Annotated in this window: 15 protein-coding genes; 10 read left to right on the forward strand and 5 right to left on the reverse strand. The window is 65.7% G+C overall.

Going from position 1 to position 13,615, the window contains the following annotated elements; all coding sequences use genetic code 11:
- Positions 1–27: 27 nt before the first annotated feature.
- Positions 28–354, reverse strand: a complete 327-nt coding sequence (locus ACXIQ9_RS06010) for a translation initiation factor (protein WP_459016065.1) — start codon at positions 352–354, stop codon at positions 28–30.
- A 236-nt stretch (positions 355–590) separates the two neighbouring features.
- Here ACXIQ9_RS06010 and trpB point away from each other — a divergent pair, with 236 nt between their 5' ends.
- Positions 591–1,838 carry a tryptophan synthase subunit beta gene (trpB, locus tag ACXIQ9_RS06015; RefSeq protein WP_296416194.1) on the forward strand — a complete coding sequence of 416 codons (1,248 nt, stop codon included), beginning with the start codon at positions 591–593 and terminating at the stop codon, positions 1,836–1,838.
- Here the strand turns inward: trpB and ACXIQ9_RS06020 are convergent.
- From ACXIQ9_RS06020 to ACXIQ9_RS06030, 3 genes are read right to left on the reverse strand one after another with little or no spacing between them, the layout of a single operon-like run.
- Positions 1,831–2,817: an HrcA family transcriptional regulator gene (locus ACXIQ9_RS06020; protein ID WP_296421138.1), complete on the reverse strand. Its 987-nt coding sequence runs from the start codon at positions 2,815–2,817 to the stop codon at positions 1,831–1,833. The two genes, trpB and ACXIQ9_RS06020, sit on opposite strands and share 8 nt — an antisense overlap.
- 38 nt (positions 2,818–2,855) lie before the next feature.
- Positions 2,856–5,039, reverse strand: a complete 2,184-nt coding sequence (locus tag ACXIQ9_RS06025) for an ABC transporter transmembrane domain-containing protein (protein ID WP_459016066.1) — start codon at positions 5,037–5,039, stop codon at positions 2,856–2,858.
- A gap of 47 nt (positions 5,040–5,086) precedes the next feature.
- Entirely contained in the window at positions 5,087–5,431 is a 345-nt protein-coding gene (locus ACXIQ9_RS06030) for a rhodanese-like domain-containing protein (RefSeq protein ID WP_459016067.1), read from the reverse strand.
- Positions 5,432–5,511: 80 nt separating this feature from the next.
- On the opposite strand from ACXIQ9_RS06030, the gene ACXIQ9_RS06035 reads away from it, so the two are divergent.
- From ACXIQ9_RS06035 to ACXIQ9_RS06075, 9 genes are all read left to right on the forward strand, one after another.
- Positions 5,512–7,101 (forward strand): DUF3352 domain-containing protein, encoded by a 1,590-nt coding sequence (locus ACXIQ9_RS06035; protein ID WP_296418402.1) that lies wholly within the window; start codon positions 5,512–5,514, stop codon positions 7,099–7,101.
- Positions 7,102–7,103: 2 nt separating this feature from the next.
- Positions 7,104–7,664 (forward strand): phosphohistidine phosphatase SixA, encoded by a 561-nt coding sequence (gene sixA / locus ACXIQ9_RS06040; RefSeq protein WP_296416199.1) that lies wholly within the window; start codon positions 7,104–7,106, stop codon positions 7,662–7,664.
- Positions 7,665–7,690: 26 nt separating this feature from the next.
- Complete coding sequence (locus tag ACXIQ9_RS06045) at positions 7,691–8,851, forward strand: citrate synthase (RefSeq protein WP_247476872.1); 1,161 nt, start codon at positions 7,691–7,693, stop codon at positions 8,849–8,851.
- Positions 8,852–8,916: 65 nt separating this feature from the next.
- Positions 8,917–10,035, forward strand: a complete 1,119-nt coding sequence (gene nuoH, locus ACXIQ9_RS06050; protein ID WP_010313366.1) for an NADH-quinone oxidoreductase subunit NuoH — start codon at positions 8,917–8,919, stop codon at positions 10,033–10,035.
- 76 nt (positions 10,036–10,111) lie between these two features.
- On the forward strand, positions 10,112–10,708 hold the full coding sequence (ndhI, locus tag ACXIQ9_RS06055) for an NAD(P)H-quinone oxidoreductase subunit I (RefSeq protein WP_296416200.1): 597 nt from the start codon (positions 10,112–10,114) through the stop codon (positions 10,706–10,708).
- A complete protein-coding gene (locus ACXIQ9_RS06060) occupies positions 10,708–11,307 on the forward strand; it encodes an NADH-quinone oxidoreductase subunit J (RefSeq protein WP_247476874.1) in 600 nt (199 codons plus the stop codon). Before ndhI ends, ACXIQ9_RS06060 begins: the two co-directional genes overlap by 1 nt.
- Positions 11,307–11,636 (forward strand): NADH-quinone oxidoreductase subunit NuoK, encoded by a 330-nt coding sequence (nuoK, locus tag ACXIQ9_RS06065; protein ID WP_010313359.1) that lies wholly within the window; start codon positions 11,307–11,309, stop codon positions 11,634–11,636. The genes ACXIQ9_RS06060 and nuoK overlap by 1 nt, the downstream gene beginning before the upstream one ends.
- A gap of 30 nt (positions 11,637–11,666) precedes the next feature.
- Entirely contained in the window at positions 11,667–12,578 is a 912-nt protein-coding gene (locus ACXIQ9_RS06070; protein ID WP_459016068.1) for an NAD(+) kinase, read from the forward strand.
- 9 nt (positions 12,579–12,587) lie between these two features.
- Positions 12,588–13,091, forward strand: a complete 504-nt coding sequence (locus tag ACXIQ9_RS06075) for a CYTH domain-containing protein (RefSeq protein ID WP_459016069.1) — start codon at positions 12,588–12,590, stop codon at positions 13,089–13,091.
- A gap of 182 nt (positions 13,092–13,273) precedes the next feature.
- Here the strand turns inward: ACXIQ9_RS06075 and pedR are convergent, their stop codons facing one another.
- Positions 13,274–13,543 carry a photosynthetic electron transport-dependent transcriptional regulator PedR gene (gene pedR / locus ACXIQ9_RS06080; RefSeq protein WP_010313351.1) on the reverse strand — a complete coding sequence of 90 codons (270 nt, stop codon included), beginning with the start codon at positions 13,541–13,543 and terminating at the stop codon, positions 13,274–13,276.
- Positions 13,544–13,615 lie beyond the last annotated feature (72 nt).

Genomic DNA, 13,615 nt, shown 5'->3' on the forward strand with positions numbered 1-13,615 from the left:
GCCATTGTCGCCGCCGACCGCTCCGGCTCAGCCGCCCGCTTGCTTGGGCCGGTAGCCCGCTTTCTCCAGGGCCGCCAGGGCGGCGCTCACCTGATCACCCTGCAGTTCGATCACTCCATCCTTCACTGTCCCGCCTGTTCCGGCGGCGGCCTTGAGCTGTTTCAGCAGGGCCTTGAGATCGCTTTCGGCGGCCTCCAGCCCCGTGATGGCCGTCACCATTTTCCCGCCCTTCCCGGCCTTGGTGCGCTGCACCCGCACGCGCTGTTGGGCCTTGGTCGTCGATTCCGCAGGGGCACTGCTGGCCCTTTGCAGGCTTTCAGGCCGTGTGAATTCTTGCCAGCCTCCCTTCGGCATCGCTTTGGATGTGTCTTGGTTCCAGTTCAGCGCAACGGAGGGCCGCGATGGATTTGCCGGCCGTTCAGGTGGAGGTCTGCCGTCCTGGCCCGAGTGGCGCTGCCTTGTCCACCTCCGTGAGCGGCAGTGATCCCTGCACTGCAGGGGGTCAGCGCATCCGCATCGATCAGCCCGCCGGCTGGCCAGTCCTGCCGCCCCCGCCAGTTCCTAACCTGGACAGACTCCGCGCGCACCTGGTGACCAGCACCGTTCCTTCGATGACGTCGGCATTGGCGCTGGAGTCACGGCCCAACAGCCTGGGTCGCTACGGCCAATTTGGCGGTCAGTACGTTCCCGAGACCCTGATCCCCGCCCTGGCGGAACTGGAGAGGGCCGCTGCAGAAGCCTGGAAGGATCCCGCGTTCACGGAGCGGCTCAATCACCTGCTGCGCAACTACGTCGGCCGGCCGAACCCCCTCTACGAAGCGGAACGGCTGAGCGAGCACTACCGCCGCGCCGAGGGCGGCCCGCGCATTTGGTTGAAGCGCGAAGACCTCAATCACACCGGCGCCCACAAGATCAACAACGCCCTGGGCCAGGCACTCCTGGCCCTGCGGATGGGCAAAAAGCGGATCATTGCCGAAACCGGTGCGGGCCAGCACGGTGTGGCCACCGCCACGGTCTGTGCGCGCTTCGGCCTTGAGTGCGTCGTCTACATGGGCGCCGAGGACATGCGCCGTCAGGCCCTGAACGTCTTCCGGATGCGTCTGCTGGGGGCAACGGTTCAGCCCGTCACCGCTGGCACCGCCACCTTGAAGGACGCCACCAGTGAGGCGATCCGCGATTGGGTCACCAACGTCGAGACCACCCACTACATCCTGGGTTCCGTCGCAGGCCCCCATCCCTTCCCGATGCTGGTGCGCGATTTCCATGCCGTGATCGGCGAGGAGACCAAGCGCCAGTGCCATGAGGCCTTTGGCCGTAACCCCGATGTCCTGGTGGCCTGCGTTGGTGGGGGCTCCAATGCCATGGGTCTGTTCCACCCCTTTGTCCAGGACACAGACGTCCGCTTGATCGGCGTGGAAGCGGCCGGCGATGGCGTCCCCACCGGTCGCCATGCCGCCACCATTACCGAGGGTCGCGTAGGCGTGTTGCACGGAGCGATGAGCCTGCTGCTCCAGGACGAGGAGGGGCAGGTGCAGGAGGCGCACTCCATCAGTGCCGGCCTGGATTACCCCGGTGTGGGCCCTGAGCACAGCTATCTCAAGACCATCGGCCGGGCCGAGTACGGCGCCGTCACAGACGCTGAGGCCCTCGATGCCCTGCAGCTGCTGTGCCAACTGGAGGGCATCATCCCGGCTCTGGAGACCGCCCACGCCTTTGCCTGGCTCGACAAGCTCTGCCCCACCCTGGCCCCAGGGACCGAGGTGGTGCTCAACCTCTCCGGCCGCGGCGACAAGGACGTCAACACGGTTGCCGATCGCCTGGGCAGCGCCCTCAGCTGAGCAGCCGATCGAGGTAACCCGCGACGCTCTCCACCGCTGAACGAGCGGTGGAGTAGGCCATGCGCATGGGGCCGATCAGGGCGACGTGGCCGTCGTTGCCGTAGCTGGCTTGCACCACAGCACAGTCCTGCAGCGCGGGATGGGGGTGCTCTGAGCCAATCCAGACCCCGCCCCTGCCGCTGGCGGCCTCGCTGCGCAGAACCTGTTGGGGCTCCAGCTCCACAAGTTGCAGCAGCGGTTTCAGGCTTGAGCTGCGTTGGAATTCCGGTTGGCCAAGCAGTCCCGCCACCCCGAGGCTGACGGCGCCTTCGCTGCTGTTGCCCCGGGCCAGGTTGTGGCTGCTGAGGCCCTGCCGCAACAATTCGCCGCTGCTTCCCAGTTGGCTGGGGAGCGCCTTCCAGTTCAGACGACCGGTACCCCCCTGGAGTTGATCGCTGGCCCAGCGCTCCAGGGCTGGCACCTGGGCACCCAGTTCCTCGGGCATCCGCAGGTTGAGACAACTGGCGGCGGCTCCCTTTTCCACGAGCAGCACCAGCAACCGGTCGTTACTGGGGACCAGCCGGACTGTCTCGAGGCGTCCCCCCATCTCCTGGGGCCGGGTGATCAGGCTCATCAGGCCCGTGAGGTCGGCCAGGCGGCGGGCGAGCTGCAGCAGCAGGTCATCCAAGGCGGCCCATTGCAGGCTCAACCCCGTCAGCTCACGGTTGAGTTGATTGGCGGCGGCACCGGGGGCGGGCAGGAGGCAGTCCACGTAGTGGCGATACCCCAGTTGGCTCGGGACGCGGCCGGCGGAGGTGTGCGGTTGGGTGAGCAGCCCCCGCTGCTCCAGGGCTCCCATGGCGGAGCGCACCGTGGCTGGGCTGGCCTGGAGGTCAAAGCGCCGCACCAGGGTTTGGCTGCCCACGGGCTCCGTGGTGTCGACGTAGTGCTGCACCGTCGCCTGAAGCACCTGCTGTTGCCGTCGGGGCAGGGGCTGCAAAACGGTGCATTGATGCCGCTTTGCGGATGCTACGGGGCCTAAACGCTGGCGCGGGCTGAATGCAGGAAAAAGCGGCGGTAGTCGGGGTCCTGATCGAGCAAATCCAGGAAGCGATCCCGGTCGAGCCGCAGCAGCAGTCCGTCTCCCCGCGCCCGCACGGTGACGGCCCGGGGGTGGTCCTCGATCAGGCCTGCGTCGCCGAAGAAGTCCCCCTCCTCCACCAGCCCCTGTTTGATCGGAGTCCCGCCCCAGAGATCGTTCTGCAGCACTTCCAAGGTGCCGGCCACCACCACATAGAAGGCGTCCGGGGCGTCCCCTTCGCGGAAGACCTCCTCGCCATGGCGGATCCGATCGCTGACGAATTCCGAGGCCAGCCAACGCAGCAGCTTGGGATCGACGCCGTGGAACAGGGGGATGGTGGCCAGGCGCTCGGGCGTGATCCGGACCCGTTGCCCCAGCTCCAGGTTGAAGCCGCTCATCTGCCGGTGCCAGAAGGAGGCATAGAGCCCGCCAGCCGCCAACAGATCGTTGTGGTGGCCGAGCTCCACCACCTGGCCTTGATCGATCACGGCGATCTGATCCATGGCCGCAGCGGCCCGCAGCCTGTGCAGCACGGAGACCACCGTGCGGCCCTCGCTCAAGCGGCGCAGGGTGGTGTTGATCGCTTCTTCGGTGCTGGGATCGAGGGCGCTGGTGGCTTCATCCAGCAGCAGCAGCTGTGGGTTGCGCACGATCGCCCGGGCAATGGCAATCCGTTGCTTCTGGCCACCGGAGAGGCGACCGCCACCGGAACCGACCGGGGTCTGGAGGCCGTTGGGTAGGGACTGAATCAGTTCCCCGAGCTCGGCGGCTAGGGCTGCATTGAGGACCTCCTGATCGGACGCATCGAGCCGGCCCAGGCGGATGTTGTCCGCGATCGAGAGATCGAACAGGACGGTCTCCTGGGGGACCAACGCCACCTGCTCAAGCCAGGCGCCCCGGTCGGTGGTGCTCAGGGGCACGCCATCGACCCGCAGGCCACCGCGCTGGGGCTCGATTTGCCGCAGCAGCAGTCGAAGCACGGTGCTTTTCCCGCCGCCGCTGGGGCCCACCAGGGCGAGGGAGCTGTTGGCGGGGATCGTCAGGTTGAGTCCGTCCAGGCCGCCACCACCCGGGTAGCGGAACTGCACCTGCTCGATCTTCAGCTCCTGCAGCAAGGCCGGGGGGCTGGGTTCAATCCCTCGGGCCAGCGCCGGCCGTTGCTCGGAGCGCTTGGCGGCGGGCAGCTGCTGCTCCAGCAGGTTCAGGGCCGTCGTGGCGGCCTGGAGTGGCAGCAGGGAGGCGCCCAGCTGCCACATGCCGCTGACCATGGCCGTGGCGATCCCCAGGGCAGAGACCAGCTGGCCCACCGTGAGTTGCCTTTGCAACACCAACCAGGTGCCCAGGGCAAAGACGCTCACCAGCGTGAGCATGGCGGAAGCGGTCAGGGCGGCCTGTTGCAGGCCCGACATCGCTCCGACCCGCTGGGCCCAGCGCATCAGGTCCCGGTTGCGACGGTTGAATTCCGAGCGGGTGGTGCTGCGCAAACCGAACAGGTCCACCAACTCCCGGCTGCGCAGCCGTTCGCCGGCGTAGCTCAGCAGCCGTCCGGCCTGCTCGACCCGCGCCTCTTCCCGCCTGGCCAGGGCCGGGGTGAAGGCCACCTGGCTCACGAGCAGCAGCGGCGTGAGCACCACGGCGACCAGGGCGAGCCGCCAATCGCTGGTGAACAGCAGCAGCACCCCAAGCAAGAGCTGCGCCACCGTCCAGGTGAAGAGGGGGAGCTGGCTGACGACCGCGTTCTCCAGGGTGGGAATCTGCAGCGCCAGCAAGCCCTGTTCCCCCCCCTCGGCGCGGCCATCGCTGGGGTTCGGTTGCTCCAGCAGATGGCCGAAGAGCCGCTGGCGAAAGCTCGTGCCCAGTTGGCTACCGAGGGCGGCAAACAACTTGATCGAGAAGCCGTTGCAGACCACCGCCAGCAAGAGCCAGGCGCAGGGCAGCAGCACAAGCACCGCCACCGGTGGCCCGCCGCTGGGGTTGCCAATCACCTGGTCGATCACCAGCTGCAGCAGCACCGGGATGCCCACCATCAGCAGCGGATCGGGCAACACCGTGAGGATCGCCAGGACCGCCTTCAGCCGTTGATTGCCGAAGTAGCGCCACAGTCGTAGGGGCAGCAGCAGCGGAAACATCGGCCGGCTCATCCAGCCAACCGATAGCAATCACAGCCGCGTTTGACCGCCTGGCCGCCTCAGTACCGCGGCACCATTGGGTCGGCTGAGACGCTCCAGGCATCGATTCCGCCCTGCAGGTTCAGCACCTGTTCGTAGCCCTGGGCTTCCATCAGCCAACAGGCGAATTGCCAGCTGCGGATCCCGGCGTGACACAGCACGACCACGGGTTGATCCCGGTTGATCAAGCTCGAGATCTGCTCAATCCAGCTCTCCGATTGACTCAGGGGGAGATGGATCACCGGTTGCTGCAGTCGAGCCAGGTCCAATTCCATGGCCTCGCGCACATCCACCAGTTGCAAAGCCTCACCGGCGTCGAGCCGACGCTTCAGTTCTGTGGCGCTGATGCTTGCGGGACTGGGCATCACGGAACCCTACCGGCGGTCACGGGGGTGCCAAAGATCGCCTTGATGCATAAAGATGAGGCCAATCCTGTAAGCGACGCATGAAGGCCCGCCCCTTCTTGGCGGCACTGCTGGCGGTGGCGTTGGCGATGCTGAGCTTTGGCTTGGCGGGTTGGTGGCTGCTCCTGCAGCGCAGTCCCCTTGCGTTGCAACACCAGGCCCTCTCCATGCCGCTGGCGGCGCGCTTTGTTCCGCGGACGGCGCCACTGAGCCTGCACTGGTTGGTGGGCCCGGATGAGCCGGCTGCCTACGCCCGGGCTGTTGCTCCCCCCCGTCAGCGCCGTCAGGCCGCGGCGGCCGCTGATCGCCTGCGGGACGGGGCCTTTGCCGCTGCGGGCCTGGACTACGCCTCGGAGCTCTCCCCCTGGCTGGGGGATGAAAGCAGCTTTGCCCTCTTGACCCCCCCTGGAAGTGGGGAGGCACCCGGTTGGGTGCTGGCGCTGCGCAGCCGTGACAACGAAGGGGCCCGCCGCTTCCTGCAGCGCTTCTGGCAGACCCGAAGCCTGGCTGGGACCGATCTGCAGATCACCAGTTATCGCGGCATGGGGCTGATCAGCGGTCGCGGCGCCCTCTTGGGCCAGGACCCGCAACCCCTGGCGACGGCCCTGATTAACGACGATTTGGTGCTGATCGCCTCCGGTCGGGGCGTGCTCGAGCAGGCGCTCGATGTCTCCCAAATTGATGAACTGAACCAGGCCGCCAGTGCGCCTCTGCAAAAGGCCCTGCAGCGACTTGGAGAGGGGGTGGCGCTGCTGACGGCCCGCCCCGAGGCCATGGAGCAGTGGCTCGGCTTGCCCGTCGGGGATGAGTCGGCGGCGGTGGAATTGGTGCTGGCCTTGGCCCCCCAGGGGTCGGGGCTTCAGGTGGATGGCCTGGCCCAGTTGCGCGATGCGCTCCCCAGCCTGGGTCCGGTCAACACGGAGCTGTTGCGCCAGGTGCAGGTCGCTGCCGACAGCCTTGCCTTCTTGACCAATCCCGCTGAGCTCCTCGCCGCCGAGGACGCCAATGTTTGGAGCAGCCTGCTTGGCCCGTCCCTGACCCAGGCCCTCAAGCGGGATCAAGGTCCCCTGCCGGCCCTGGTGGCCGCGGCGGATTCGGGGCCCTTGCTTTGGGCCCATCAGAGCGAAGGCTGGTTGCTGGGCACCCGCGGGGATCGTCCGTCGGCCGAGACCCTGCAGCCGGCCCTTGAGGCCGATGGATACAGCGCCTCCCCGCTGGAGAGCCGCGGGCAAACCCTTCAGGCCTGGACGCGCCTCGAGTCCAAGCCGGTCAAGGGCAATCCCGACCAGCTCCAGGCCCAGCTCGCAGGTGCCCGCTCCAGCCAAGGTGGTTTTGCCTGGTGGGGCCAAGGCCTGGCGATCCTCAACCAGCAGTACGAAGGCCGTCGTGCACCCCAGGAGCGCCTCGATCAGCTGGAGCTCTTGGGCTCACCCCAGGCCCCCTTCCAGTGGTCGATGGACGCCCAGGCTGCCCAGGGTCTGCTCAGTCGCTGGAAGCTCTGGCGCTTGGTGGGCACGCTCTCCAGCTCCTCCCTGACCCCCAGGGTGGATGGGGTGGCCTTGAGCCTGGAGCCTGATGCCCCCGACCAACGCAGCTTGAGGCTGCGGGGGCTGCTGCAACTGCACGCCTGACCATGGCCAGCCGCAAGCTTGAGCTGCTGTTGGTGCGCCACGGCATCGCTGAAGAGCGCAGTGAGGGCGTCGATGACGCCCAGCGCAGCCTCACGCCGGAGGGGCGTGAGCGCACCACTCAGCAGCTGGAGCGCCTGCTGGAGTTGGAGTTGGACTGTGATCTGGTGCTCAGCAGTCCGCTGGTGCGGGCCCGCCAGACCGCTGAATTGATCGTGAGCGCAGGGCTGGCGCCAGAACTGGAGTTGGCGGCGGCCTTGGCTCCCCTGGCGGACCCCCTGCCCCTGCTCGAGCGCTGGCTCGGCCCCCTCTCCCCGCGGCCCGGTTGGAAGCGCCTGGCCTTGGTGGGCCATGAGCCGGACCTGAGCACCTTGGCGGCGCTGTTGATTGGTGTGCCGATGGCCCGAGCCCCCCAGGCGATCCGGCTCAAGAAAGCCGGTGCCTTGCTGTTGCAGTGGCCGATCGCCCCAGGCGCTGACTTGCTCGGATCGGCCCGCCTGGAGATGGTCCTGCCGCCTCGGGTACTGCTCGGTCGGCGACAGTCCCGCAGCGAGGGCGGGCCTTAGGTTGCGGTTGACGCAACCCCGATTCCATGGCTGAGGAGGCAACCCCAACGGCAGCGACTCCGGCGTATCGCCCGGGTCTGGAAGGGGTGCCGGCCACGCAGTCGGCGGTGTGCGACATCGATGGACAAAAGGGGCTGCTGACCTACCGCGGCTACCGGGTGGATCAGCTGGCCCAGCAGAGCACCTTCCTGGAGACCGCCTATCTGCTGATCTGGGGTGAGCTCCCCGACGCTGAGCAGCTGGCGGCGTTTGAGCAGGAGGTGCAGATGCATCGCCGGGTGAGCTTCCGCATCCGGGACATGATGAAGTGCTTCCCGGCCAGCGGCCATCCGATGGATGCCCTGCAGAGCAGTGCGGCTTCCCTGGGTCTCTTTTATTCCCGCCGCGCCCTCGACAACCCTGAATACATCTATTCAGCGGTGGTACGCCTGATCGCCAAGATCCCGACGATGGTGGCGGCGTTCCAGCTGATTCGCAAAGGGCAGGACCCGATTCAGCCCAGGGATGACCTGCCCTATGCGGCCAACTTCCTGTACATGCTCACCGAGCGTGAACCGGATCCCCTGGCGGCGCGCATCTTTGATGCCTGCTTGATCCTGCACGCCGAGCACAGCCTGAACGCCAGCACCTTCAGCGCGCGGGTGACGGCCAGCACCTTGACCGATCCCTACGCCGTGGTGGCCTCGGCTGTGGGGACCCTGGCGGGCCCCCTCCATGGCGGCGCGAATGAAGACGTCTTGGCGATGCTGGAAACCATTGGCTCGGCTGATCAGGTCCGGCCCTGGCTGGATCAGGCCATTGCCGAGAAGCGCAAGATCATGGGCTTCGGCCACCGCGAGTACAAGGTCAAGGACCCCCGGGCGGTGATCCTGCAGAAACTGGCGGAAGAGCTCTTCGATCAGTTCGGCCACGACCCCCTCTACGACCTGGCCCGCGAGTTGGAAGCCGCGGCAGCCGAGCGCCTGGGTCCGAAGGGGATCTACCCGAACGTCGACTTCTATTCCGGCTTGGTCTACCGAAAACTGGGCATTCCCCAGGACCTGTTCACCCCGATCTTTGCGATCGCGCGCACCGCAGGCTGGCTGGCCCACTGGAAAGAACAGCTCGGTGCCAACCGCATCTACCGGCCCACGCAGATCTACACCGGCTCCAGCGGCCGCGATTGGCAGCCGATCGAAGGCCGTTAAGGGCTGCGCCGGCCTAAGTTGCCCCCATCAACAGACCACCCATGGTGATCGCCAATCCCGCTGTCGTGAGTGCCGGGCTCGACCTTGAGGCCAGCTTCACGGACGTGCTGCAGGGCTTCGGCTTGTCGCCGGGGATGGCCCACCTGCTCTGGCTGCCGCTGCCGATGCTGGTGGTCCTGGTGGCTGCAGTCGTTGGCGTGTTGGTCAACGTCTGGCTCGAGCGGAAGATCTCGGCGGCCGTTCAGCAGCGAATCGGCCCCGAATACGCCGGTGCCCTGGGCATCCTTCAGCCCCTCGCGGACGGCCTGAAGCTGCTGTTCAAAGAGGACATCATTCCGGCCCGAGCCGACGGCCTGCTGTTCACCCTGGGCCCGGTGCTGGTGCTGGTGCCGGTGATCCTGAGCTGGTTGGTCGTGCCCTTCGGCCAGCACCTGCTGATCAGCAACGTCGGCGTCGGCATCTTTCTCTGGATTTCCCTGAGCAGCATCCAGCCCATTGGCTTGCTGATGGCTGGCTACGCCTCGAATAACAAGTACTCCCTGCTCGGTGGCTTGCGGGCCGCCGCCCAGTCGATCTCCTACGAGATTCCCCTCGCCTTGGCGGTGCTGGCCGTGGTGATGATGAGCAACTCCCTCAGCACGGTTGACATCGTCAACCAGCAGACCGGTGCGGGGATCCTCAGCTGGAACATCTGGCGCCAGCCCGTCGGCTTCGTGATCTTCTGGATCTGCGCCCTGGCCGAATGTGAGCGCCTTCCCTTCGACTTGCCGGAGGCTGAAGAGGAGTTGGTGGCTGGCTACCAGACCGAATACGCAGGCATGAAGTTCGCCCTCTTTTATCTGGGCAGCTACATCAACCTGGTGCTCTCCGCCCTGCTGGTGGCGGTGCTCTACCTGGGTGGCTGGGGCTTCCCGCTTCCCGTCGAGTGGGTGGTGAACCTGACGGGTCAGCCGATCGACGCTCCCCTGGTGCAGGTAATCACCGCCACCACCGGCATCGTGATGACGGTCCTGAAGGCCTACCTGCTGGTGTTCTTCGCGATCCTGCTGCGTTGGACCGTTCCCCGGGTGCGTATTGACCAGCTGCTGGACCTGGGTTGGAAGTTCCTGTTGCCCGTCGCCCTGGTCAATCTGCTGGTGACCGCTGGTCTGAAGCTCGCGTTCCCGGCCTTCTTCGGCGGTTAATTCCCCACCGCCACCCCCCTTTGCCAGGTCGCCAGGCCATCATGGTGCCGGCGCCACCGCCCCTTCCCACCACTCCATGTTCGGGTTCCTCAAGAAAGTCGGTGACTACACCCGCGATGCGGTGGGTGCGGCCAACTACCTCGCCCAGGGGCTTTCGGTCACCTTTGACCACCTTCAGCGCAGGCCGATCACGGTTCAGTACCCCTACGAAAAACTGATTCCGTCGGAGCGCTACCGCGGCCGAATCCACTACGAGTTCGACAAGTGCATCGCCTGTGAGGTGTGTGTGCGCGTTTGCCCGATCAACCTGCCGGTGGTGGATTGGGTGATGAACAAAGCCACCAAGAAAAAGGAACTGCGCAACTACTCCATTGACTTCGGGGTGTGCATCTTCTGCGGCAACTGTGTCGAGTACTGCCCGACCAACTGTCTCTCGATGACCGAGGAGTACGAGCTGGCGGCCTTCGATCGCCACAGCCTGAACTACGACAACGTCGCCCTCGGCCGTCTCCCCACCAGCGTCACCAGCGACCCGGCGGTCTTGCCCCTGCGGGAGCTGGCCTATCTGCCGAAAGGGGAGATGGATCCCCATGGCGTGGATCCCAATCGTCCGCGGGCCGGCAAACTGCCCGCTGACGTCCTCAAGACCCTGCCAAAGGAGGAGAACGCTTGATGACCATTGCTTCCTCCACGCAGTTCATCTGCTTTGTCTTTCTTTCAGCAGCGGTCGCCATTGGCGCCCTTGGCGTGGTCCTGCTGCCGAGCATCGTCTATTCCGCCTTTCTGCTGGGCGGCGTGTTCCTCTCGGTTGCCGGTCTCTACCTGCTGCTGAATGCCAGTTTCGTGGCGGCCGCCCAGGTGCTCGTCTACGTCGGTGCGGTCAACGTCCTGATCCTGTTCGCGATCATGCTCGTGAACAAGAAGGAAGACCTGGCGGCGATCCCTGGCCTTGCCGTGCGTCGCTTTCTCTCCGGTGCAGTGTGTGCTGGTTTGTTTGCCCTGCTGCTGCGGGTGGCCTTCACGACCCCCTGGGCCCTGCCCGGCCCGACCCCCATTGGCGAAGAGGCCACCATTCGCATCGGTGAGCACCTCTTCAGCGACTACCTGCTGCCATTCGAGCTGGCGTCAGTCCTGCTGTTGATGGCGATGATCGGCGCGATCGTCCTGGCCCGCCGAGATGTCTTCAGCACCGATGTGGTCACTGGCGAACCCGCTGATCAGGGTTTGATCGAGAAATCCCGCACCCCCCTGCTCCTGGAGAAAACCAACTGATGTCCATCGAGCTGCCCACCACCGTTCCTCTCCAGGGCTATCTCGCCTTGGCCGCCATCCTGTTTTGCACGGGTGTCTGGGGATTGATCAACAGCCGCAACGCTGTGCGGGTGTTGATGAGCATCGAGCTGATGCTCAATGCGGTGAACATCAACCTGATGGCCTTCTCCAGCTACCTCGATGGCCAGCTGATTCGCGGACAGGTCTTTGCGATTTTCGTGATCACCGTGGCGGCTGCTGAGGCTGCCGTTGGTCTTGCGATCCTTCTCTCTCTGTATCGGAACCGTGAAACGGTGGATATGGAGCGTTTCAACTTGCTGCGTTGGTAGCCAGGCTGGGCGCGAGCTCAGCTCTGGCTTATGCACCTTGAGACCGTTTGGTTGATCCATCGAGCGGCCAGCCAGGCTGCCCTGCGCCAAGCCCGGCGTTGTGCCCAGATCTTGCGAGATCAAGGTGTCAAGGTCGCCGTGGCCATGAGTGGGGCCAGTGCGAACCCCTTCCCCGGGCTCTTGGCGGATGAGGGGAGTCCGCCCGATTTGGCCGTGGTGCTGGGGGGAGACGGAACGGTGCTTGGGGCCGCGCGGCACCTGGCGCCCCTGGATGTGCCGATCCTCTCGTTCAATGTCGGCGGTCATTTCGGCTTTTTGACCCAGGAGCGCAAGCTGCTGGGCCATGGCAATGAGGCCGAGGGTTCCTTCGATCTCTGGCAACGACTTCGGGACGATCGCTTTGCCCTCGAGCGGCGCATGATGCTCGAGGCGCGCACCGACAGCAGCGACACGGTGCATACGGCCCTGAATGACCTCTACCTGAGGCCCGGGATCGACGAGGTCACGCCCACCTGTGTCCTGGAGTTGGAGATTGATGGCGAGGTGGTCGATCAGTTCCGGGGGGATGGCCTGATCATGTCGACCGCGACCGGCTCAACGGGGTATTCGATGGCGGCCGGCGGCCCGATCCTGCATCCCGGTGTGGAGGCGATTGTGGTGAACCCGATCTGTCCGATGAGCCTCTCCAGCCGGCCGTTGGTGGTTCCGCCCCGGGCGCAGTTGGCGGTCTGGCCGCTGGGTCCCTCCAACAGTCGGGTGCGCCTCTGGAAGGACGGGGCCTTCGCGGCGGTTCTGGAGCCCGGGGATCGCTGTGATGTGCGCCGCTCCCCCCATCACGCCTTGATGGTGCTGCTGGAGCAGAGCCCCTCCTACTACCGCACCTTGACCCATAAGTTGCATTGGGCCGGCAGTTTGACGGCCGCCGAGCCGTCTCCTAACTAGAGCAAGTCCATGGCCCTCGAGATTGAGCGTCGCTTTCTGGTCTCCGGTCAGCAGTGGCGCTCAGTGGTGTCTTGGCAGCGGGACTTTGCCCAGGGGTACCTGCCGAACTCCTCCCAGGCGATGACCTCGCGGGTCCGCCTAGCCGGCGCGGATGAGGCTTGGCTGACGCTCAAATTCCTCGCCGCCGGAATCGCCCGGCAGGAGTTTGAGTACGCGATTCCGGCGGCCGATGCTTCGGCGTTGCTCGAGCGCTGCGAAGCGCAGCTGATCAAGCGTCGCTTCGGCTTGGATTTACCGGGTGGGGACTGGGTTCTGGATGTCTTTGCAGGGGAGAACGCCCCCTTGGTGCTGGCCGAAGTGGAACTGGAGCGGGTCGATCAGGCCGTGGAGATCCCGGATTGGTGCGTGCGGGAGATCACCGGGCTGGGCCAATTCAGCAATGCGGCCTTGGCAAGCCATCCCTGGGCCCGCTGGAGCGAGGCGGAGCGGAGCCCCTGGCTGGAGGACAGCTGAGCTGCCTTAGGATTTGCTTAAGGATTGCCCAGGTTGTTCGTTGCTCGGCCTTTACGACCAAGACGGAGTGCTCCGCTGCTGTGGGCTGGATCAGGCCGAGTGCCTCGCCTACGCCGAGCTCTTTGCCCTGGGCGAGGGTGCCTTCAGCATTGAACCGCTGTTTGCGGCCGTGGAGTCGGGAGCTAGTCCTCGTCCCCAGGCAGGTTGCAGCAATTGAAGCCGTCGCGGCAGATCTTGCCGTGATCCATCGCCCAATTCAGCAGCGCCACGCGGTTCTTGGCGCCCGTTTTGGTGAAGACGTTGCTCACGTGGTTGTCCACGGTGCGTTTGCTAATCATCAGGTTCTCGCCAATCTCCTGATTGGTGAGGCCTTGGGCGACGAGTTGGATGATCTCCAGTTCGCGCTCGGAGAGGTCCATGGGGGAATGGCCGAGGCTGCTTCGATCAGTCATCCATGCCCCGAGACGCCTTGTCACTGTAGGCAGCCGATCCCATCTGGGCATGGCAGCGGTGGTTAATGATGG

Source organism: Synechococcus sp. LTW-G (genome assembly GCF_054459035.1).

Bases quoted from the DNA above. Each gene is read 5' to 3' on its own strand.
- ACXIQ9_RS06025 (WP_459016066.1), bottom strand. From the start codon at position 5,039: ATGAGCCGGCCGATGTTTCCGCTGCTGCTGCCCCTACGACTGTGGCGC.
- ACXIQ9_RS06060 (WP_247476874.1), top strand. From the start codon at position 10,708: ATGACCATTGCTTCCTCCACGCAGTTCATCTGCTTTGTCTTTCTTTCA.
- ACXIQ9_RS06035 (WP_296418402.1), top strand. From the start codon at position 5,512: ATGAAGGCCCGCCCCTTCTTGGCGGCACTGCTGGCGGTGGCGTTGGCG.
- ACXIQ9_RS06045 (WP_247476872.1), top strand. From the start codon at position 7,691: ATGGCTGAGGAGGCAACCCCAACGGCAGCGACTCCGGCGTATCGCCCG.
- ACXIQ9_RS06010 (WP_459016065.1), bottom strand. From the start codon at position 354: ATGCCGAAGGGAGGCTGGCAAGAATTCACACGGCCTGAAAGCCTGCAA.
- ACXIQ9_RS06030 (WP_459016067.1), bottom strand. From the start codon at position 5,431: ATGCCCAGTCCCGCAAGCATCAGCGCCACAGAACTGAAGCGTCGGCTC.
- nuoK (WP_010313359.1), top strand. From the start codon at position 11,307: ATGTCCATCGAGCTGCCCACCACCGTTCCTCTCCAGGGCTATCTCGCC.
- ACXIQ9_RS06075 (WP_459016069.1), top strand. From the start codon at position 12,588: ATGGCCCTCGAGATTGAGCGTCGCTTTCTGGTCTCCGGTCAGCAGTGG.
- sixA (WP_296416199.1), top strand. From the start codon at position 7,104: ATGGCCAGCCGCAAGCTTGAGCTGCTGTTGGTGCGCCACGGCATCGCT.
- pedR (WP_010313351.1), bottom strand. From the start codon at position 13,543: ATGACTGATCGAAGCAGCCTCGGCCATTCCCCCATGGACCTCTCCGAG.
- ACXIQ9_RS06070 (WP_459016068.1), top strand. From the start codon at position 11,667: ATGCACCTTGAGACCGTTTGGTTGATCCATCGAGCGGCCAGCCAGGCT.
- ndhI (WP_296416200.1), top strand. From the start codon at position 10,112: ATGTTCGGGTTCCTCAAGAAAGTCGGTGACTACACCCGCGATGCGGTG.